The sequence below is a fragment of the Clostridium sp. Marseille-P3244 genome, from assembly GCF_900120155.1.
Lineage (GTDB): Bacteria > Bacillota > Clostridia > Lachnospirales > Lachnospiraceae > Mediterraneibacter.
Map to the genome: position 1 here is coordinate 1011020 of NZ_LT635549.1, position 21966 is coordinate 1032985.

Genomic DNA, 21966 nt, shown 5'->3' on the forward strand with positions numbered 1-21966 from the left:
CCGGGCCTGAGTGCATAAAAATGTTTCTACAAAACCTTAATAAGATAATATTTTATTATACAAGGAGGAATTTATTATGGGAGTTTTAACACAGGAACTGAGGGAACGTCTTGACAAACTTTCTACGACAAATGTTTCAGACGCTCTGGATGCTCTCGGACTGAAGGGATCCACATATGGTGTCAACAAGATGTATGACGGATGCAAGAAGATCATCGGAGAAGCGGTAACCATGAAAGTTGTTGCTGCCGGACTTACGAAATCCACTACCCATATGGGCGTAAACGCAATCGAAGCGGCGAAAGAAGGCGATGTGATCGTTATTGATAATGGCGGACGCATTGACGTGAACTGCTGGGGAGGCGTATTGAGCACAGGGGCGAAGTTTAAAGGTGTATCCGGAGTAGTTATCGATGGAGCATGCCGTGATCTGGATGAGTGCATGGAGCTGGATTTTCCGGTATATGCCCGTTCTACGATCTGCGCGACAGCCCGCGGCCGTGTGATGGAAGAGGCGACAAATGTAATGGTATCTTTCCACGGTGTACAGGTGCGGCCTGGTGATGTAGTCATGGGAGATATTACAGGCGTAGTATTTATCCCTCAGGAGAGAGTGGAAGATGTGGTTACAAAGGCTGAGGCTCTTCATGAAAAAGAAGAAGCCATGTGCCGTGACATTAAGTCCGGTATGTCCATGAAGGAAGTGGATACAAAATACAATTATGAGAATATGCTGAAATAACGGTGAACAGGGAGGATCATATGAGTATTCCAAAATTAGACCCACAGATAATAGAAGCTTATAAAAATTTGGACTCTACAAGTATTTCTGACGCGATGGACCGTCTCGGGATTCCTTCCGGGCTGTATAAGCTGAAACCGATCACGCCCGGAAAAGTGATGTGCGGACAGGCATTTACCGTACGTTATGTTCCCTGCGGCGAAGTGAAAGGTACCGTAGGAGATTTCCTGGATGACGTAGAGCCCGGACAAGTGTGCGTGCTGGACAACGGTGGAAGAGACTACTGCACCGTCTGGGGAGATATCATGGCGTTGTACGCGTCTATGCGCGGCGTCGCAGGGACAGTGATCTACGGTGTATGCCGGGATGTGAAAGATGTCAGGAAGATCGGGTATCCTATTTTCTCTCTGGATTATTATATGGTTACCGGGAAAGACCGGGTAGAAGTTGCCGAGATCAACGGACCTGTGACAGTAGCAGGGATCAAGGTGTGCCCGGGCGATCTGATCTTCGGAGATGATACGGGCGTGCTGTGCGTTCCCTACGACAGGGCAGAGCAGGTGCTTGGCATCGCAAAGGAGATCGAGGAAAAAGAAGAGCGTATCCGTCAGGCTCTGCACCAGGGCGTTTCTCTGCGCGAGGCGAGGGCTCAGACAGGATATCATCATTTGCAGACAAGAGAAGAATCATAGAATGGAGGGGCAGCAGTGGGCATTAATGTACTGTATTTGGACAAAATGAATGAACCTATGGAGAGGATGATCCTGGATATGTGTCCGCCGGATGTAGATCTGCGTTTCCTGCAGCCGAACATAGGGAAAAAAGGGACACTTGAGGAGGCGGAGTGCCTCTTCGATACGACATTTCAGGTGACGCGTGAGGTCATTGACCAGGTGCCGAAACTGAAGCTGATCCAGAGGACCGGTGTAGGAGTGGACATGGTGGATGTGGCGTACGCGAAGGAAAAGAATATCCCTGTGTCTATCTGCCGGGGATTCAACTCCTCTTCAGTGGCAGAGCTGGCTGTACTGGATATGCTGGCGCTGTACCGTTATATTGTAGATCTGACCTGCTTAAGCAGAAAGAAAGAATGGCATACCTGGACATTCCGTCATGAGAGCTATGAGCTGCTTGGAAAGACGATCGGTATCATCGGTGGCGGCGCGATCGGCCGTGAAGTGATGAAGAGGGTATCCGCCTTCGGAACCCATCTGATCTATAATGATGTGGTACGTATGGATGAAAAGATGGAAAAAGAACTGGGATGCGAGTACGTAAGTTTTGACGAACTGATAGAGAGATCGGATATTATCTCCCTTCATGTTCCGCTTCTTGACAGTACCCGGGGAATGATCGGGGCCAAACAGTTCGCTCAGATGAAAGATACGGCACTACTGATCAATACAGCGCGCGGCCAGCTGGTAGACGCGCCGGCCCTTGTGGACGCTCTGAAGAGCAAAAAGATCCGTGGCGCGGCAGTGGATGTTTTTGAGCCGGAAGATCCGCTGTTCGGACTTGAGATCGATAATCTCATCACAACTCCTCACGTAGGAGCCGCTACTTACGACAACTATTACAGAGTCTATAAATTTGGACTGGAAAACGCGCAGCGTGTCGCGGCGGGTAAAGAACCTCTGGGATGTTTATAGGATAGGGGCTTGTTTTCCTTCTTGACACATTTGGAAAAAGAAGGCAGAATATAAGAGCGTAAGAGCTGATAAGAGCTGATACCCTCAGCTGACGGGAAAGCGTGTGTTCCTGCCGGCTGGGGGTTCATGCGGTAAAAGAAAGAAGTATGACGGGAAACGGAGAGTGGATAACATGGATAATCTGATCTTCAGTCTGAACGCTACCGCCCCGGTGTTCATTATGATGCTGCTGGGACTGGCATTCAAAAAGATAGGATGGATAGATGACAGTTTTGCGGATAAGATGAATAAATTTGTATATATGGTGCCCCTTCCGGTCCTTGTTTTTGAAGATCTGGCGACGGTGGATTTTTCTCAGGTCTGGGATCTGAAATTTCTGCTGTACTGCTTTGGCGCGACTCTTATCAGCATCATAATTGCTGTAGCTGCCTCCTTTTTCTGCCGGGACAGGAGCATGCAGGGAGAATTTATCCAGGCCTCCTACCGGAGCAGCTCCGCTCTTCTGGGGATCGCGTTTATCCAGAATATCTATGGGGAATCCGGTTTGGCTCCTCTGATGATCCTTGGAAGCGTGCCGCTTTATAATGTGATGGCAGTAGTTATTCTTTCCGTGTTCGGACCGGAAAAACACCGGATGGGGAAGGGCCTGATCAGGAAAACACTGGCCGGCATTATTACGAATCCTACCGTGCTGGGAATCGCGGCAGGATTTTTGTGGTCGGCACTCAGACTTCCCATGCCTCCGATCCTGGAAAAGACTGTGGCCAATGTCAGCGCGGTGGCAACGCCTCTTGGGCTGATGGCCATGGGAGCCACTTTTGATATCCGCAAAGCATTTGCCAGAGTAAGGCCCGCCATAGGAGTGACTCTCCTGAAACTTGTGGGCTTCGCGGCTCTTTTCCTTCCTGTGGCTGTTATGCTGGGATTTCGCAGAGAAGAGCTGGTGGCGTCTCTTGTTATGCTGGGATCCGCGACAACAGTGAGCTGCTTTGTTATGGCAAAAAATATGGGGCATGAAGGGATACTGACTTCCAGCGTGGTGATGCTGACGACGATGGTCAGCGCGTTTACACTGACAGGATGGCTGTACATACTGAGAAGCCTGGCGTTAATCTGATCCTGCCGGGAAGTATTTATTTAATGTAATTGAATCGCAATTCAGACATTCTTTTTACGGGAGTCGGATCTGTTTCGACTTTCCGTAGTCTGCGCATAATTAACAGCGTTGTCTGCTGTTGTAAATCCCATGTTTATAATTGTAAAGTTCTTCTGCCGCCTGTCATCAGAGGTGTCAGAATTCTCAGGAAAATCCTGCGTTTTAACAGATTTTCAAGAGATTGAAACAGGATGGAATAAATAGTCGGAATTGTCAAAAAAATTTATTGACAGTGTAATTTAATCTGATATAATTTAGATATAGAATTCTTATTGTATACAATCGGAACACAATGAGTATTCTCAAAGATCGCGACAGGAATACTCAAAAAATGCAACTAATCAACAAATGGCCATTTTATTCAGAAAGGACAGGGGATGCGTGTTTTGGAAAAGAAAAAAGTAGCGATCATCACAGGGGCTACACGAGGGATTGGAAACGCCATAGCGAACAGACTGGCAGATGACGGATTTGCGGTCGTAGCATGCGGGACGATGCCCTGGGAGCGCGCGGAAGGGCATCTTAAAGACGTAATGGAAAAGACCGATTTTTTATACGTCAGAACAGACGTATCTAAACAGGAAGACCGTGAGAATCTTATCTCCAGTACGATTAAGAAGTTCGGGCGTATTGACGCGCTGATCAATAATGCGGGAGTGGGTTCAGCGAAACAGGAAAACATCCTTGATGTTTCAGAGGAGAGTCTTGACAGAGTGATGGACATTAATCTGAAAGGGTACCTGTTTACGGCACAGCTGGCCGCAAAGCAGATGATCAAGCAAGTACAGGAGAATCCTGAGGAGGACAGGCCTGTAATTGTCAATATGTCTTCCATTTCTGCTTATACGCTTTCACTTATGAGAGGCGAGTACTGTATGTCTAAAGCCGCGATAACCATGCTTACGAAACTGCTGGCATTCGCGTTGGCGGACTACGAAATAAACGTGTATGAGATACGCCCGGGAAATATATTGAGCGATATGACTTTGCCGGTAAAAGAAAAATTCGATAAATATATCGCTGATGGTCTTCATCCTCTGCGCAGATGGGGAACAGGTGAAGATGTGGCAAAGGCGGTATCAGCGATCTGTCTGGGATATCTCCCGTACACTACCGGGTCAGCGATTGATGTTGACGGCGGCTTCCATATGAAATGGATCGACTGATGACCGGCTGATTTTACTCTCAGTTTGAGAATAGGAGGAATATTATGATGAAAAGAAACAGGTTTTTGGCACTGTTGCTGGCACTTATGCTGACAGTCGCGCTTGTAGCGGGATGTTCAAACTCTTCCGATTCATCAGATTCAGGGGAAACTACAGAATCTGATGACGGAGCAAAGGCTGACGGAGATTTTACTGTTCTGTCTTCTACAAAAGGTATGGATAATGAATACTATGCCGAGCTGAACAGAGGAGGACAGGAATTTGCGGATCAGATGGGATTTGAGTACATTACCCTTTCTTCCGAAGATAATGAGCAGAAACAGGTATCGGATCTGGAGACCGGTCTGGTCACATATGATCCCGATCTTGTTATCATCATGCCGACAAGTTCCAGTGTGATCCCGCCGTTGGCGGATCTGTGTGAAAATGCTCAGGTGCCGTTCGTGACCCTTTTCGATTATCCCGACGGTTTTGATTTTACACAGTATGAATATCATATCGCGCACATCCTGACAGACATGCGTCTGGAAGGATATACGATGGCTACATATCTGTTTGACGCAATGGGCGGTTCCGGAAGCATCGTCGCGATCGACGGCCTTCTTGGAAGCACAACAGCAGTTCAGAGGCATGAAGGTCTGGAGCAGGCTCTGGAAGAGTATCCGGACATTACACTGCTTGAATCTCAGCCGGGTGACTGGAACAGGTTTACGGCTGCTCCGGTATTTGAAGATATGCTGATCAAGTACGGTGATGAGATCGAAGGCGTATGGTGTGGAAATGACGATATGGCGCTCGGAGTTTACGAGATCCTTCAGGGCGCAGGGAAGACCGGCGGAGCGGTCAAACTTGTCGGGCTTGACTGTCTGAGTGATACGCTTGAACTGATCCGCGACGGCGAATACGTAATGTCCATGTCAGGCGACGCGCCCGGCATGCAGGCTCTGGCAATGTGTATCGGCTACGATTATGTAAAAGGCGATATCCTTCCGGAGCGGGGCGACAATCACTTTGTTACATGGGATCCTCCGATCATCACACAGGAAAACGCGGAAGAGTATCTGGATCTCTGGTATGGCGACGGAGCGGCTGAACGTGACTGGACAGAGGACAGTGTACTTTTAAGCGGCGAAGAATGATTGTTTCATACAAAATAATATATGACTGATTCCGGACCCTGCGTGTGGACGAAAGTTTTTGCCCGGACGGGCAGGGACTCACCGCAGGGTCCGATCAGGAAATGACTGAATAATTTTATAAGATCCAAGATCTAAGAGGGAGAGTGAAACAATGCAAGAAACCGCCAATAGGCAAGCAATTCTGAAAATGGACGGCATATATAAACGCTTCTACAGCGTACAGGCGCTTAAAGGCGTCTCTCTGGAACTCTTCCCCGGAGAAATCCTTGCCCTTATAGGAGAAAACGGAGCAGGGAAAAGTACATTGATGCGTGTCCTGATGGGGATCGAAAAGAAGGACGCAGGCGCGATCTACTTAAACGGTGAAGAGATCAATCCGACGATGCCGGTTGAAGCAGAACATTACGGTATCGGTATGGTATTTCAGGAGCAGGCACTTTTTCCGAACCTAAGCGTCGCGGAAAATATTTTTCTCGGCCGGGAAGGCAATATGATAACCGCGAATTTCCTGCACTGGAAAAAAATGTACAGTGAGGCGGAAATGATACTGGATAAAGTAAATCTGGGTCATATCAGCCCGAAAACAAGAGTAGAGAAACTGAGTTTTTCCGAAAGACAGATGGTGGAACTTGCCCGTGTCTTATATCCGGCAGTACGCAATCAGAGAAAAGGCATCATTATCCTCGATGAACCGACAGCAGTCCTGTCGCCGGGTGAGGTGGAAAAACTCTTTGAAGTAGTTAATTCACTGAGGGAACATGCATCATTCGTTTTTATTTCCCATCAGCTGGAAGAAGTAGTGCAGTACACAGACCGGGTCGAGGTGATGCGGGACGGAGAAAATGTCGGAGGTCTGCAGACCAAAGATGCCACGGTCAAGAAGCTTCAGGAAATGATGGTTGGACGTGAGTTCTCACATGATTTTTACCTGGCAAGCGATTTAAGAGAGCCGGAAGAGGAAACGGTCCTTGAGCTGAACGATGTCTCTTCAGATGCAGTCAACCATGTCACGTTCAGGCTAAGAAAAGGAGAAATCCTCGGGATCGCGGGCCTGATGGGCTGCGGGAAAGAGAATCTGGCAAAAGTGATCTTTGGCGATGAGCCGGTGACAGGCGGAACAATTACTGCGGGAAACAAGGTTGTAAACAGCAGTATAAAGAAAGCGGTGGAGGCCGGGATCGGCTATCTGCCCAGCGACCGCCGAAGCGAAGGAATCCTTGATACGATGTCGGTAGGCCAGAATATTACAGTGGCAAATCTGGATCATTTTATCACAGGAGTATTCTTAAGCAAATCAAAAGAAAATGACTGTGTCAATGAATATATTGAACGATTGAAGATAAAAACCACTTCCGGGAAGACACCGATCATAAATCTGTCAGGAGGAAATCAGCAGAAAGCGATCCTGGCAAGATGGCTTTCGAGAAAGCCGGATATCATTATTATGGAACAGCCGACCAGGGGCATTGACGTCGGCGCCAAGCAGGAGATATACAGGATCATGCGTGATCTTGCGGACGAGGGGGTTTCGATCCTTGTCATCTCTGACGAGATGCCTGAGCTCATTGGGCTGTCAAACCGCATACTGACTATGCGAAAAGGCGTTATTACCGGAGAAATTGATTGCAAGGAGGATATACCGAATGAAAACGACATCATCCAACACATCACCTGACACAGTACAGAAGAAAGGAAAAAGAGATATCGATTATTCTCTGTTTATCGCTCCTGTACTGCTTATAATATGCGTTGTATTTTTTACGATCATCAATCCGAGATTTATATCTCTGGCTAATATTATGAATATCCTGCGCCAGGGCGGACCTCTTTTCATTGTTTCGTTTGGTCTGTGCGCGGTCATCCTGACCGGAAGTATTGATATTTCTTCCGACGGTATGATGAGTCTCTGCGGAATCTGTTCGGTTATGCTGGCGAACATTTATACAGGCGGCGGCGGATGGGTCAGCCTGCTGTTCGGAGTGGGCATAGGACTGGTATTCGGGATTTTTATGGGGGTTCTTGTATCTTATGTAAGGCTTCCATCGTTTCTTGTGACGTATGGTACTTCTACGATATGTCGGGGAATTGCTCTGATTATATCAGGCGGAGTCGCGCAGAGTACAGCGTTTAATGCGTTTAAGAAAATGGGGAACGGAAATGTATTCGGATTTTTCCCGACAATGGCAATATTCGCGATCGTGATTTTCGTTCTGATGCATATACTCACGAAAAAAACAAAATACGGCCGTTCTCTGTATGCGATCGGATCTAATGAGAGGGTCGCGGGGCTCTGCGGACTGCCGACAAGAAAATATAAACTGATATCGTTTATGATAGCCGGAGCGTGTACCGGTCTGGCCGGAGTACTTATGAGCGCGCGTCTCGGCGCCGGAACACATGCGCAGGGCGAAGGAATGTCTCTGGATGCCATCGCGGCGGTTGTTATGGGCGGGACGTCTCTTTCCGGAGGAAAGGGAAGCGTGGCCAGATGTATTACAGGTGTATTTGTTATCCTGATGCTGAATAACGGACTCAACCTTATGGGGGTGTCTCCTCATGTACAGGTGCTGGTCAAAGGTATCGTAGTCATACTTGCGGTCGCTGCGTCTAAAGACTGGAAGAGCAAGGAAATTGTCAAATAAGGAGGCTCTCTTATGGGGAATACTATGAAGGCTGTCGTATTCAGTAAACTGGGCGAGATCAGACTGGAAGAACGCCCGGTTCCGGTTATCAGACATCCGAAAGACGCGATCGTGCGAGTGACCATGGCGGCAATCTGCTCCAGTGATATACATATTAAGCACGGTATGATAGCGCGCGCCAAAGAAGGCGTAATCCTTGGACACGAGATCGTAGGCGAGGTTGTGGAGACCGGGCCGGATGTATGTAAGTTAAAAAAGGGAGACCGTGTAACTGTCAATAACGAGACTTTTTGCGGAGAGTGCTTTTACTGCAAAAGAGGATATGTAAATAACTGTGTAAACGGCGGATGGATGCTGGGATGTGTGGAAGACGGCGGCCAGGCGGAATATGTACGGGTGGCTTACGCGGATAATTGCTGCGACCTGATCCCTGACGGTGTTTCCGATGAGCAGGCAATGCTCGTGGGGGATGTTCTGGCCACAGGATTCTGGGCAGCGGAGATCGGTGAGCTGCATCCGGGAGATACTGCCGTTGTCCTGGGGGCCGGTCCAACCGGGCTGTGCACTTCTATCTGCGCGAGACTGTACAGTCCCGCAAGGCTGATTTCTGTCGATATTTCCGACGAGAGGCTTGCGTTCGCGAAACGGCACGGATACGCGGATATAACGATCAATTCATCCAGAGAAGATGTGGAAGAAATTGTAAAAAGTCTTACAGACGGAAGGGGAGCCGACCGTTTATTTGAATGCGCGGGAGGAAAAAATACATTTGGGATGGCGTGGCAGACCACGCGTCCCAGCGGTATCGTATGTCTTGTGGCGCATTATGAAGAGGATCCTCAGAAACTTCCGCTGCGCAGGATGTACGGGAAAAATTTAGTTTTTAAAACCGGCGGCGTACATGCCAATGCCTGCGCGAAAACACTTGACCTGATCAAGGAAGGAAAACTGGATACCGCTCCGCTGATCACACACCGCTACGCGCTGAAGGACGCGCTGGAAGGGTACCGTTTGTTTGAAAATCAGGAAGACGGCGTGATCAAAGTTGTATTGACACCCTGATTTGGGCATTAATTATTATGAAGGAGACAGATTATGAATATACCGAAAATTGATAAAGCGGTAATAGAAGAATATAAAAAACTTGACTCTACCAGTATCTCAGACGCGATGGACAAGATCGGGCTTCCCGCAGGACTGTATGGAATCAAGCCGATCGTTCCGGGAACTGTTATGTGTGGGCAGGCTTTTACGGTCAGATATGTTCCGTGCGGCGAGGTCAAGGGAACGGTAGGAGATTTTCTTGATGATGTGGAGCCGGGGCAGGTATGTGTCCTGGATAACGGCGGCAGAGATTATTGTACTGTCTGGGGAGACATTATGGCAATGGCCGCTTCTTTGAAAGGGATTGAAGGGACGTTGATCTACGGTGTATGCCGCGACATTAAGGACATCCGGAATATCAGATATCCGATCTTTTCTAACGGCTACTATATGGTGACTGGAAAAGACAGAGTAGAGGTGGCAGCAGTGAATGAACCGGTGACTGTCGCGGGACTAAAGGTGTGCCCGGGGGATCTCATTTTCGGTGATGACACAGGGGCGCTGGTGATCCCGTTTGACAAGGTGGAGCAGGTGCTGGGGATCGCGAAAGAAATAGAAAAGAAAGAAGAAATGATCCGTCAGTATGTAAAAGGAGGAATGTCCCTGAGGGAGGCACGGGCCCAGACAGGGTACCATCATCTGCAGACAAAAGAGGCAGAATAATAAGATCATCAAAAAAAGAGCCGCGGTTCTGTCAGGCATCCCCCCTGTCTGACGGAGTCGTGGTTCTTTTTAAATACGCCATTTTAGTCTATGAAATTCTTTTTCTGCTGTCTTGCCTTCTTGATGGCGGCAAGAGGCTTGCTGTACTCACGGATCGTCTGTTCTTCCACCTGATTTAAATGTTCCCCAAGCAGCTTTTTGGCCCGTTCAACATCTCGGTCTTTCATTGCTTTGACAATGTTCAGATGAATGGATTTCGACCGGTTAAAATGTTCGGGATCCCGCGCGGAAATGCGGTTTACAATAGCGAACTGGGCAAGAAGCATATTGTAAAATTTCTCAAGCCGTAAATTGTTCCCATAGGAAATAATAGAAGAATGCAGAAGTTTATTCGCGTCAAAATATTCCTGCGCGGATGATCTCTCATTCAGGTTCTCAAAAGCATCCTGTAATTTATCCAGCGTATCGTCATCGATATACATACAGGCAGAAGAAAGAGAGTGGAGCTCGAACATCCTGCGGAGTTCAAAAATTTCTTCCAGATCCCGGACTGTAATGTCAGTTACGAAAGTCCCTCTGCCCAGATAATGTGATACCAGTCCGTTGGCTTCCATACGTTTCAGGGCTTCCCGTACAGGGGAACGGCTCAGACCAAGTTTTTTTCCTACGTCCTGTTCAGCGATCGGGGAGCCGAGTGGAATTTCTCCGGAAAGGATCCCCTCATACAGATAATCGTAAACTTTATTGACTGCTGCGGATGTACCGCCAGACATATAACCGCCTCCAAACTATGCGCCGAACTATGCGGAACGCGCAAATTTCTTCTTTCATTATAAAGGACGGAAAATACATTTGCAATTGAAATATTCGATTTGAAGAATGTACCAAAAACAGATCCTTGCTTTTCCATGGTAGGGGAGTTACGATAACTGTTATGGAAGAAGAAAAGTGATCAAAACGATTGTAGACGGAAAGGAGCATAGCATGACAGAACGTGAAAAATCGGAAAAAGGATTCTGGTACGACGCAAATAATGATGATGAATTGGCAGAATTAAGAGAGAACGCAGATGTACTGTGCCATCAGCTCAATTATATGTCTCCCGCGGCGGCGGAGAAAAGAGAAGAGATCCTGAAGGCTCTTCTGCCAAACCGGGGGAAGAATACTACTATATTAACGCCTTTCTATACAGATTACGGATATAACTGTTTTATCGGAGACAATACATTTATCAACCACAATGCGTATCTTATGGACGGCGCTCCGGTGAGAATAGGTGCCTTCTGTTTTATCGGTCCGAATTGTGGAATGTATACGGCGGCACACCCCCTGCTTGCGGAGGAACGGGATCAGGGCTTTGAAAAGGCAATGCCGATCGTGATCGGGGATCATGTATGGATCGGAGCGGATGTCACGATACTTCCCGGGGTAACTATCGGAGAAAATGCGGTGATCGGAGCAGGAAGTGTCGTTACAAAAGATATCCCGGCGCAAGTGATCGCTGTGGGCAATCCTTGCCGTATCCTCCGGAAAATCACGGAAAAGGACAGTATAAAACGGGATATGGAAAAGGAAAAGCAGAAAGATTAAGCAGGACATTGACATTTTAAATATTTGTGCATACAATAGTTGTATATACAACTATTGTATGCGGCAAGGATAACGGAGCTGTCGTCTCCGTTATTTTTTCTGCCGGGTAAAAAAGGAAAGGCGGGAAGAAGACAGGATGATCCGACGTATTTTTTCTTATGCGGGACAATATAAAAAATACCTGGTCCTGGCGGCATTGTGCGTGGCCGCGGAATCCATGTTTGAACTGTTGATCCCTCTGATCATGGCAAATATTGTCGATATCGGAGTGGCGGAAGGAAACAGAGCCTATATCTTTGAACAGGGAGGCTGGATGATCCTGTGCGCAGTCCTGGCCCTTCTGCTCGGAATCGGAAGCGCGAAATTTTCCGCCATTGCCGGGCAGGGACTGGGCGCCAATCTGCGGGAGGCAGAGTACGGGAAGCTTCAGCAGTTTTCTTTTGCCAACATTGATCATTTTCAGCTGTCCTCACTTGTCACCAGGATGACAAGTGATGTGACAAATATCCAGAACAGCATCTCTGCGGGAATGCGGCCCGCTTGCAGGGGTCCTGTCATGCTGGTGGCGGCCACGGCGGTGGCATTTTCTATTAATACAAAGCTGGCGGTGGTCTTCCTTGTAGCACTTCCGACTCTGGGGATCTGCCTGTATCTGATCATAAAGAACGTGCGGCCTTTGTACGCCAGGATGCAGAACGCAATTGATCTGGTCAACAGGATTATACAGGAAAATCTTACTGCCATCCGGGTCGTCAAGGCTTATGTGCGGGGAGAGTATGAGATCAGGAAATTCGGGGAAGTGAACAGCAATCTTCAGACCCAGTCAGAACGGGCTTTCCGGCTGGCCACTACAAATATGGCGGCGATGCAGTTTGTTATGTATGGCACGATCCTGAGCATCCTCTGGTTTGGCGGAGGTATGATCCGGGTCGGTTCCATGCAGATGGGAGAACTGACCGGATTCTTAAGCTATGTGCTGCAGATCTTGAATTCCCTGATGATGATCTCCAATATTTTTCTTATGCTGACCCGTTCGCTGGCTTCGGGGAAGAGGATCACAGAGGTGCTGGACGAGGAAATTGATATCAGGGAAGACAGGGCAGAGGATATCGAAGTAACTGCCGGAGAGATTGAATTCAAACATGTCTACTTTAAATATAAAGAAGAGGCGGCGGAGTATGTCCTCTCAGACATCGATCTTCATATCCGGGCAGGCCAGACTGTGGGGATTGTCGGGCAGACCGGATCAGCCAAGACGACCCTGGTCCAGCTGATCCCCAGGCTGTATGACATATCTTCAGGAGAACTTCTGATCGACGGGATCCCGGTATGGCAGTATCCATTGAAACACTTAAGAGACGCCGTCGCGGTGGTCCTTCAGAAGAACACCCTGTTTTCCGGAACACTGCGGGAAAATCTTCTATGGGGCGATAAGGACGCGTCTCAGGAAGAGATCGAGGAGGCGTGCAGGATCGCGGGAGCAGACGAGTTTATCGGTCGTCTGGAGAATGGATATGACACAGAGATGGGGCAGGGAGGCGTAAATGTTTCCGGAGGACAGAAACAGAGACTCTGTATCGCGCGGGCGATTTTAAAGAAACCAAAAGTACTGATCCTTGACGACTCTACCAGCGCGGTGGATACGGCGACAGAATCCCGGATACGCAAGATGCTTTCAGAAAAGCTTCCCCATATGACGAAGATCGTGATCGCGCAGCGCATATCTTCCGTCCGTCACGCGGACCAGATCGTGGTATTGGAAGACGGAAAGATCTGTGGTGTCGGAACCCATGAAGAACTGCTGGCGCACAATCAGATCTATCAGGAGATCTATGATTCTCAGAAGGAAGGGGCTGATCTGTAATGGCGAGATACACGGGATATAAACGGCCGAAAAATATAAGAAAAGCACTCAGAGAGCTGTTCCGGTATATGGGATATCACAAGTGGCTTCTGGCAGTTGTAGCCGTTCTTGTATTCATAAGTACCGGAGCCAGCGTGATGGGAACCTATCTTCTCAAGCCGGTGATCAATGAATACATCCTTCCGGGAAATGTGCGGGGACTGGCGCGCGCCCTGGCCGGCATGGGAATCATGTATCTGTGCGGGGCGCTCTCTACATTCGGCTATAACCGTCTGATGGTGAAAACATCCCAGAAGGTAGTAGGCGATATCCGGAGGGATCTTTTTGCTCATGTACAGACACTGCCATTGAAATACTTTGATGCCCACACACACGGAGAACTGATGAGCCGGTTTACCAATGATGTGGATACGATCCAGGAAGCGCTCAACAACAGCTTTACAATGGTGATCCAGAGCGCGCTGACACTGGCCGGAACTGTGATAATGCTTCTGGTCCTGAATGTGGAGATGTCGTTCATTGTGATCCTGTTCTTATGCATCATGTTTTTCTTTATTAAGTGGAACGGGAAACGGAGCAAGGAATTCTACGACAGGCAGCAGGCATCCCTGGCACAGATCAATGGGTTTGTAGAGGAAATGGTGGCAGGCCAGAAGGTAGAGAAGGTATTCAATCATGAAGAGGAAGATATGAAAGTCTTTCGGAAAAAGAATGAGGAATTGCGGAAAGCGTCCACAAAGGCGCTGGCCTATTCCGGAATGATGGTACCCAGCATTGTCAGCCTGTCTTACGCGAACTACGCTGTGTCCGCCTGTGCCGGAGGACTGCTGGCCCTGTCAGGACTGATGGATCTGGGAAGCCTGGCGGCATACTTGGTTTATGTCAGACAGAGCGCCATGCCGCTGAACCAGTTTACGCAGCAGGTGAATTTTATCCTGTCCGCTCTGGCCGGCGCGGAGAGGATTTTTGAGATGATGCATGAAGAGCCGGAGCCGGACAATGGAACCGTAACTCTTGTACATGGAAAGGACGGGTATTCGTGGCGCCGGGATGACGGAACTCTGATCCCGTTAAAAGGGGATGTGAGGTTTGAAAATGTTACATTCGGATATGTCCCGGGCAAGAAAGTACTGGAAGGGATCAGCCTGTATGCGAAACCCGGGCAGAAGATCGCCTTTGTAGGTTCTACCGGGGCAGGTAAGACAACGATCATTAATCTGATCAACCGGTTTTATGAGATCCAGGGAGGAAGGATCCTGTATGACGGGATCGATATAAAGGATATTAAAAAGAATGACCTAAGACGTTCTCTGGCGATGGTCATCCAGGATACTCACCTGTTTACCGGAACCATTGCCGATAATATCCGCTACGGAAACTTAAACGCCACTGACGCTGAGGTGGAAGAAGCCGCCAGGCTGGCAAATGCGGATTCATTTATCCGCAGGCTTCCGGAAGGATACCGGACAATGCTTCACAGCGATGGCAGCAATCTTTCGCAGGGGCAGAGGCAGCTGCTGGCTATCGCCAGGGCGGCGGTGGCGCATCCGCCTGTGCTGATTCTGGATGAAGCCACCTCCTCCATTGACACCAGAACCGAGAGAATTATTGAAAAAGGGATGGACGCCATCATGGAAGGCAGGACGGTGTTTGTGATCGCCCACCGACTTTCTACTGTGCGGAATTCCAAAGCCATCATGGTGCTGGAGCATGGCACGGTTATTGAGAGGGGCAGCCATGAAGAACTGCTGGAACAGAAGGGAAGATATTATCAGCTTTATACAGGAATGTATGAACTGGAATAAAAAACAGAGAGGTTTACGGATCATGAAACAAGATCTTGAAAATAAAAAAGAGAAAAAAGAAAAACAGTTAAGGGAAATTTTACTCCGGATCGAGCTGATCAAGAGGAGAAAAGTACAGGCGTTCCTTCTTTCCATCGGGCTGACTCCCGGGCAGGGGCAGGCCAGGATACTGGCTTTTCTAAGCAGTAATTCCCCCGTCACCCAGAGAGAGCTGGCGGACGCGTGTATGCTTGACGTGACGACCATGTCGCGGACACTGGACAAAATGGAAAAACAGGAAGTGATCCGGCGGACACGGGATTCTAAAAGCCGCCGCTCCTATCAGATCAGCCTTACCCGGAAAGGAGAGGAAAAGGCGGCTCAGGTCAACAGGGCCTTTTCCAGGCTGGAAGAGATCCTGAAAAGAAATCTGGACGGGCAGGAGGTTTCAACTCTGCAGTCACTGTTGGGGAAAGTAGAGAAAAATCTGGAAGAAATGAATGAAACAGACATGGAAATTTCAAAATAAGCATGCAATATCTATAAATCACATTAAATAAGTAGAAAAAATGCAAGAAAGCATTGACGAACCATCATAAATTATATACAATATCAAGAGCGAATAAAGAAGTGGAGGAGCCCTGCAATGACTGCGTACAAAGATTTAAGCAAAGAAGAACTGTTAGAACTTAAAAACGAGCTGGAAGCTCAGTTTGCCGAGATAAAGGCAAAAGGTCTGAAGCTGGATATGTCCAGAGGGAAACCGTCTGCCGAGCAGCTGAACTTGTCCATGGGGATGATGGATGTGCTCAACAGCAGCGCAGACATGATCTGCGAGGACGGCGTGGACTGCAGAAACTACGGCGGCCTTGACGGGATCGCCGAGGCAAAGCAGCTTCTGGCCGATATGATGGAGGTGCCGAAGGACAATGTGATCATTTTCGGAAACTCCAGTCTGAATGTTATGTATGATACAGTCGCCCGTGCCATGACACACGGGATCATGGGAAGCACACCCTGGTGCAGGCTGGATAAGGTGAAATTCCTGTGTCCGGTTCCGGGTTATGACAGACATTTTGCGATTACAGAGCATTTCGGGATCGAGATGATCAATATCCCAATGACTCCGACGGGACCGGATATGGATATGGTAGAGAAGCTTGTCAGCGAAGATCCGGCAGTAAAGGGGATCTGGTGCGTGCCCAAATACTCAAATCCTCAGGGTATCACATATTCGGATGAGACGGTCTTCCGTTTCGCGAACCTGAAACCTGCGGCAGAGGATTTCCGTATCTTCTGGGACAATGCATACGGAGTGCATCATCTTTATGAAGACAAACAGGATTATCTGACGGAACTTCTTATGGAATGTAAAAAGGCCGGCAGCCCGGATATGGTATATAAATTTGCCTCAACATCCAAGATCAGCTTCCCGGGTTCAGGGATCGCGGCGATCGCGGCATCAGAAGCAAATCTGAAGGATATCAGGGACATGCTGAAGTATCAGACGATCGGACATGACAAGGTGAACCAGCTTCGGCATGTGCGTTTCTTCAAAGATATCCACGGCATTGTAGAACACATGAAGAAACAGGCTGACATCATCCGGCCGAAGTTCGAGGCTGTCATCGATGTGTTTGAAAGAGAACTGTCCGGTCTGGAGATCGGTTCCTGGATCAAGCCTCTTGGCGGGTATTTCATTTCATTTGATTCCATGGAAGGATGCGCGAAAGCCATCGTAGCCAAAGCGAAAGAAGCAGGGCTGGTAATGACCGGAGCCGGCGCGACCTATCCCTATGGAAAAGATCCGCACGACAGCAATATCCGTATCGCGCCTACCTATCCGACACCGGAAGAACTTTCAATCGCGACAGATATCTTCGTGCTCAGCGTGAAACTCGTCAGCATCGATAAACTGCTGGGTAACCTGTAAGCGGCAAATCTGAGTTTGCCGGGGTGATTTAGAAGACGCCGGATAGGACGCTAAGTGAAAGAAATTGAAAGGATCACACGTCCGAAAGACATATTCTGCGGAGACAGAACAAGTGTCCCCGGCTCCGTTCCGGAATCCGGGAAAAATATAAAGGGACTTCAGTTCCGCCTAAATACAAAGCAATCCGATGAGCAACTCGCGTTCGCTCAGACAATCTCATCGGATTGCTTAACGGCGGATCGTAAGTCCCTTAATTTTTTCCTGCGGATTCCTCCAAAGTCGCCGGTCCACCTGCCTGTCTCCGCAGAAAGGTTCTACCGGTCTCTGCTCTTTCCCTGTCCTACACTTTATCGATTCTCTCCGACGTCACGATTCATCTCCCGCCAATCTCGCGATTTGAAAGTAATGCGAGAAGGGGACTGGCTTTGACATCCACGGATTTTTGGCGTATGTCTTCTGACTTTTTGAAGACAGGCATATAGTCGATAACGTTCCACTTTCACAATCACTTTTAAATCGCGAGATTGTTGAGGAGGTAGGATAGGGAGCCGGGGAAGGAAGAGGTGTCCATCGAGGGCCGTGCGGCAACGCCGGCATTTGGGGCGCGTTCTTTGCGCCCTTATGTGCCGCTGCGTTGCAGCTCCGAGCGAAAGCGTGCCCGAGATGGATATCCTCTTCCTCCCATGGCGGCCATATCCAACACCCTAACAAACTCAGATTTCACCCGATGAGGGTCCACACCCAGTATAAAAGCCCCAGTACCCAGCTAGTGAAGATGCCATAGAGGATTACCGGTCCCGCAATGGTAAAGATCTTGCACCCGATGCCGAAGACCTGCCCTTCTTTTTTATATTCGATAGACGGAGCCGCCACGGAGTTGGCAAAGCCGGTGATCGGCACGAGGGCTCCGGCGCCTCCCCATTTGGCCAGCTTCGGATAGAGGCCGGTTCCGGTGAGGAGGACGCTGATCAGGACAAGGAGCATCGAGGTCCAGCTGCTGCAGTCGTCTGAGCTGAGATTCTGTAATTCGCAGTAGTGGAAGATGACCTGTCCGAGAAAACAGATAGTCCCTCCCAGCAGAAAGGCCTTGAGCATGTTGAGCCATACGTTGTGCCGTGGTGTTTTCTGTTTTACATATTTTTCATACTCTTTTTCCTGTTTGAGTTTCTGTATTTTATCCATAATAAATATCTCCTGTTATCTGGTTTGTTGACATTTTCTGTTAGTATCTGAAGATTTCCCGATATTATACGTGTGCCTGCCGCATATTTCTGATAAAGATGCGGACAATAGACGGTAGACACAAAATGGATCAATGGAAAAGTGAGGACAAGATATGGATCAGATAAAAGGAAAGCAGAGTCTGATATTTCAGAATGCTCCGCTAATCGTGAGCGCGGCGTCAGTGGTTGGCAGTAAGGAGGCAGAAGGCCCTCTGGGCAAACTTTTCGACATGACGAACGAAGATGATCTGTTTGGAGCGCAGACGTGGGAAGAGGCAGAAAGTACAATGCAGAAGGAGGCCTGTGTCCTTGCCGTTGGAAAAGCTCATTTAAAGGCCGGGGATATCCGCTGCCTGTTCGGGGGAGATCTGCTGCGGCAGGGAATTGCTACTTCCATGGGTGTAGAAGAGCTTAAGATCCCTATGTTCGGTCTGTATGGAGCCTGTTCGACTTCCGGAGAAGCGCTGGCTCTGGCGGCGATGAGCGCCGCGGCCGGATACGGGGAATATATGCTTGCCGTTACGTCAAGCCATTTCGGAAGCGCCGAAAAGGAATTTCGATTTCCGCTGGGATATGCCTCCCAGAGACCGCTGTCGGCTCACTGGACCGTAACAGGCAGCGGAGCTTTTGTGGTAAAGGCAGGGGACTGCGGTGAGAACGAATACTTTTCTCACGTGCGGATTGCCGGGGTGACAGTGGGAAAGATCGTGGACTACGGACTCAAAGATTCCCAGAATATGGGAGCGTGTATGGCGCCTGCGGCCATGGATACCATTGTACAGAATTTTTCCGATCTGGGAAGAAAAGAGTCGGACTATGACCGGATCATTACCGGAGATCTGGGATATGTAGGCCAGTCGATCTTGTTTGATCTTGTACGGGAAAAAGGATATGATATCCGGAAACGTCATCTGGACTGTGGTATGACTATATTTGACCAGGAGACTCAGGACACCCATGCGGGTGGAAGCGGCTGTGGCTGCGCGGCGGTGACCCTGGCGTCATTTATCCTGCCCCGGCTGGAAAGCGGAGAATGGAAACGGGTGCTGTTTGTTCCTACCGGAGCGCTTATGTCTACTGTAAGCTACAATGAAGGAGCCAGCGTGCCGGGGATTGCGCATGGGATTGTGCTGGAACATTGCTGAAAAACGGTACAGAGGACTCTGTATAAAGAAAGGTGGAGAAAGATCATGGAGTATATCACAGCGTTTGTAGTGGGAGGGCTGATCTGCGCGGCAGTGCAGATCCTGCTGGACCGGACAAAAATGATGCCCGGCCGGGTCATGGTGCTGCTTGTATGTACCGGGGCCGTACTGGGATTTATTGGAGTTTACGGACCCTTCCAGGACTTTGCGGGTTCCGGTGCCAGCGTCCCTCTTCTGGGCTTTGGGAATGTGCTCTGGCAGGGTGTGAAAGAAGCTGTGGACAAGAACGGTTTTATCGGGATCTTTATGGGCGGATTTACGGCCAGCGCGGTGGGGATCTCGGCAGCTCTTATTTTCGGGTATATTGCCTCATTTATTTTTGAGCCCAGGATGAAAAAGTAAAATGAATGTTAAGATTCCGTTAAGATTCTGTTGTTTTTTTGAACTGATAATGTTATCGTAAATTATGAAAAACATAGGAAAAAACTCTTTTATCTGGAGGAAGATATGAATTACGCAGGCATTATCATTCCCTTCGCGGGGGGACTAGGGATGTTTATTTACGGAATGCAGATCATGGCTCAGGGCCTGGAGAATGCGGCCGGAAGCAGGATGAAGTCACTTCTTGAGGTTCTGACAAAAAACAGGTTCTTCGGAGTGGTACTTGGCGCAGTCATCACGGCGGTGATCCAGAGCTCCTCGGCAACTACGGTCATGGTCGTAGGTTTTGTCAACGCGGGGATCATGAATCTGTCCCAGGCTATGGGCGTGATCATGGGGGCAAATATCGGTACGACGGTGACAGGATGGCTCGTATCAAGCGTAGAATGGGCAAAGTTCCTCAGTCCGGGCAATCTTGCGCCCATCGCGGTAATGGCCGGCGTGATCGTCATGCTGACAGGAAAGCGCCGCTCTACAAAAGATATTTCCAGTATTATCATCGGATTCGGGCTGCTGTTTATGGGGATCACAACCATGTCTTCCGCGGTATCTCCGCTGGAAGAGTCGGAAGCGTTCCGCAATATTTTTGTGACGCTGGGGCATAATCCATTCCTTGGGATCATTGCGGGTACAGTCGTCACAGCGGTGATCCAGAGCTCCTCCGCGTCTGTGGGCATTCTCCAGAGTCTGGCGGCAGCAGGACTGGTGCCATTCAACGCGGCAGTATACATTATAATGGGACAGAATATCGGAACCTGTGTGACAGCCATCATGTCCAGTATCGGCGCCAGAAAGACAGCAAAAACAGCGGCGATCATGCATCTGCTTTTCAATATTATCGGGACTATTATATTCAGTATCGCGGCCATTCTGTTTTTCAAAGTGATCAATCCTCAGATGGGCATGGGCATGATTACTCAGACGGAAATCAGTTCTGTGCATACGATCTTTAATGTGGGGACGACGCTCCTTCTGTTTCCGGTATCTGACTGGATTATCCGACTGGCCAAAAAACTTCAGAGGGAAGATGAGGAGAAGGTGGACGAGAGCAGCGTTCTGCTTGACGAGAGGATGCTGGAGACTCCGGCAATCGCGCTTCAGTCGGCATTCAGCGAAGTGTGCAGGATGGGCGATGTGGTGAAAGAGACAATGAAAAAGGCAGAACAGGTACTGTTCACACTGGACAGTGAGACCATCCGGGGGATCAGAGAGGAAGAGAACACCGCGGACAGACTGTGCAGGGGGATAACAGAGTACCTGATCCGGATCAGTTCCCTTTCTATTAATGAGAAAGAACACCAGAGAGTAGCCAGTCTGCTCCAGATCGTATCAGATATGGAACGGGTCAGCGATTACTGTGAAAATATATCGGAATACGCGGAAGAGCTGAAGGCACAGAATGTCTCATTCTCCGGGGAGGGCGCCGCGGAGCTGAAGGAAATGCTCCGGGTCTGTTCAGACAGCTTCACCTGGGCGGTGGACGCGCTGGCAGAAGAGAGCAGAGAAAAAGCCCTGAAGGTCATTGAGAAAGAGAGCCGGGCAGATGAACTGGAGATCAGCCTGCGGAGCAGGCATATGAAAAGGCTGGCGGACAAGCAGTGCAGCACAGAGGCCGGGATCGTGTTCCTGGATACATTGGTAGGTCTGGAAAGAATATCTGATCATTCCAGAAACATCGCAGAGGAGATACTGGCCGGATAAATAACCGGGATGAGGGCGTGATCC

General features: G+C 49.0%; 20 protein-coding genes. 18 read left to right on the forward strand and 2 right to left on the reverse strand.

Annotation, left to right across the window (positions count from 1 at the left end; genetic code table 11):
• The first annotated feature begins 76 nt into the window (after nt 1-76).
• From BQ7367_RS06555 to BQ7367_RS06600, 10 genes are all read left to right on the forward strand, one after another.
• Nucleotides 77-742, forward strand: a complete 666-nt coding sequence (locus BQ7367_RS06555; protein WP_072524717.1) for an RraA family protein — start codon at nt 77-79, stop codon at nt 740-742.
• 20 nt (nt 743-762) lie between these two features.
• Nucleotides 763-1434, forward strand: a complete 672-nt coding sequence (locus BQ7367_RS06560; RefSeq protein ID WP_072524718.1) for an RraA family protein — start codon at nt 763-765, stop codon at nt 1432-1434.
• Nucleotides 1435-1479: 45 nt separating this feature from the next.
• Nucleotides 1480-2391, forward strand: a complete 912-nt coding sequence (locus BQ7367_RS06565; RefSeq protein ID WP_159431630.1) for an NAD(P)-dependent oxidoreductase — start codon at nt 1480-1482, stop codon at nt 2389-2391.
• A 172-nt stretch (nt 2392-2563) separates the two neighbouring features.
• On the forward strand, nt 2564-3508 hold the full coding sequence (locus tag BQ7367_RS06570) for an AEC family transporter (protein ID WP_072524719.1): 945 nt from the start codon (nt 2564-2566) through the stop codon (nt 3506-3508).
• A gap of 425 nt (nt 3509-3933) precedes the next feature.
• On the forward strand, nt 3934-4713 hold the full coding sequence (locus tag BQ7367_RS06575) for a 3-ketoacyl-ACP reductase (protein WP_235837560.1): 780 nt from the start codon (nt 3934-3936) through the stop codon (nt 4711-4713).
• 44 nt (nt 4714-4757) lie between these two features.
• Nucleotides 4758-5852, forward strand: coding sequence for a sugar ABC transporter substrate-binding protein (locus BQ7367_RS06580; protein ID WP_072524721.1), 1095 nt, complete (start codon nt 4758-4760; stop codon nt 5850-5852).
• Between the two features lie 187 nt (nt 5853-6039).
• On the forward strand, nt 6040-7527 hold the full coding sequence (locus BQ7367_RS06585; RefSeq protein ID WP_159431631.1) for a sugar ABC transporter ATP-binding protein: 1488 nt from the start codon (nt 6040-6042) through the stop codon (nt 7525-7527).
• On the forward strand, nt 7496-8494 hold the full coding sequence (locus tag BQ7367_RS06590) for an ABC transporter permease (RefSeq protein ID WP_083588893.1): 999 nt from the start codon (nt 7496-7498) through the stop codon (nt 8492-8494). Before BQ7367_RS06585 ends, BQ7367_RS06590 begins: the two co-directional genes overlap by 32 nt.
• 12 nt (nt 8495-8506) lie before the next feature.
• On the forward strand, nt 8507-9556 hold the full coding sequence (locus BQ7367_RS06595) for an alcohol dehydrogenase (RefSeq protein ID WP_235837561.1): 1050 nt from the start codon (nt 8507-8509) through the stop codon (nt 9554-9556).
• A gap of 33 nt (nt 9557-9589) precedes the next feature.
• Nucleotides 9590-10261, forward strand: coding sequence for an RraA family protein (locus tag BQ7367_RS06600; RefSeq protein ID WP_072524723.1), 672 nt, complete (start codon nt 9590-9592; stop codon nt 10259-10261).
• A gap of 83 nt (nt 10262-10344) precedes the next feature.
• On the opposite strand, the gene BQ7367_RS06605 is transcribed toward BQ7367_RS06600, so the two are convergent.
• The gene (locus BQ7367_RS06605; RefSeq protein ID WP_072524724.1) at nt 10345-11034 is read right to left on the reverse strand and encodes a GntR family transcriptional regulator; all 690 of its coding nucleotides are present in this window, start codon (nt 11032-11034) and stop codon (nt 10345-10347) included.
• A 175-nt stretch (nt 11035-11209) separates the two neighbouring features.
• Here BQ7367_RS06605 and BQ7367_RS06610 point away from each other — a divergent pair, with 175 nt between their 5' ends.
• The 5 genes from BQ7367_RS06610 to BQ7367_RS06630 all read left to right on the forward strand — a co-directional run bounded on the left by BQ7367_RS06610 (nt 11210) and on the right by BQ7367_RS06630 (nt 17432).
• Nucleotides 11210-11851, forward strand: coding sequence for a sugar O-acetyltransferase (locus BQ7367_RS06610; protein ID WP_328586523.1), 642 nt, complete (start codon nt 11210-11212; stop codon nt 11849-11851).
• A gap of 136 nt (nt 11852-11987) precedes the next feature.
• On the forward strand, nt 11988-13715 hold the full coding sequence (locus BQ7367_RS06615; protein ID WP_143142968.1) for an ABC transporter ATP-binding protein: 1728 nt from the start codon (nt 11988-11990) through the stop codon (nt 13713-13715).
• Nucleotides 13715-15520: an ABC transporter ATP-binding protein gene (locus tag BQ7367_RS06620; protein WP_072524725.1), complete on the forward strand. Its 1806-nt coding sequence runs from the start codon at nt 13715-13717 to the stop codon at nt 15518-15520. Before BQ7367_RS06615 ends, BQ7367_RS06620 begins: the two co-directional genes overlap by 1 nt.
• A 22-nt stretch (nt 15521-15542) precedes the next feature.
• The gene (locus tag BQ7367_RS06625; RefSeq protein WP_072526117.1) at nt 15543-16028 is read left to right on the forward strand and encodes a MarR family winged helix-turn-helix transcriptional regulator; all 486 of its coding nucleotides are present in this window, start codon (nt 15543-15545) and stop codon (nt 16026-16028) included.
• A 117-nt stretch (nt 16029-16145) separates the two neighbouring features.
• Complete coding sequence (locus BQ7367_RS06630) at nt 16146-17432, forward strand: aspartate aminotransferase type Ic (RefSeq protein ID WP_072524726.1); 1287 nt, start codon at nt 16146-16148, stop codon at nt 17430-17432.
• 720 nt (nt 17433-18152) lie between these two features.
• Here the strand turns inward: BQ7367_RS06630 and spoVAC are convergent.
• Nucleotides 18153-18614 carry a stage V sporulation protein AC gene (gene spoVAC / locus BQ7367_RS06635; protein WP_072524727.1) on the reverse strand — a complete coding sequence of 154 codons (462 nt, stop codon included), beginning with the start codon at nt 18612-18614 and terminating at the stop codon, nt 18153-18155.
• Nucleotides 18615-18768: 154 nt separating this feature from the next.
• On the opposite strand from spoVAC, the gene BQ7367_RS06640 reads away from it, so the two are divergent.
• From BQ7367_RS06640 to BQ7367_RS06650, 3 genes are all read left to right on the forward strand, one after another.
• A complete protein-coding gene (locus tag BQ7367_RS06640) occupies nt 18769-19800 on the forward strand; it encodes a stage V sporulation protein AD (protein ID WP_072524728.1) in 1032 nt (343 codons plus the stop codon).
• Between the two features lie 45 nt (nt 19801-19845).
• A complete protein-coding gene (locus BQ7367_RS06645) occupies nt 19846-20202 on the forward strand; it encodes a SpoVA/SpoVAEb family sporulation membrane protein (RefSeq protein ID WP_072524729.1) in 357 nt (118 codons plus the stop codon).
• 105 nt (nt 20203-20307) lie between these two features.
• Nucleotides 20308-21942: a Na/Pi cotransporter family protein gene (locus BQ7367_RS06650; protein WP_072524730.1), complete on the forward strand. Its 1635-nt coding sequence runs from the start codon at nt 20308-20310 to the stop codon at nt 21940-21942.
• The last annotated feature ends 24 nt before the right edge of the window (nt 21943-21966 follow it).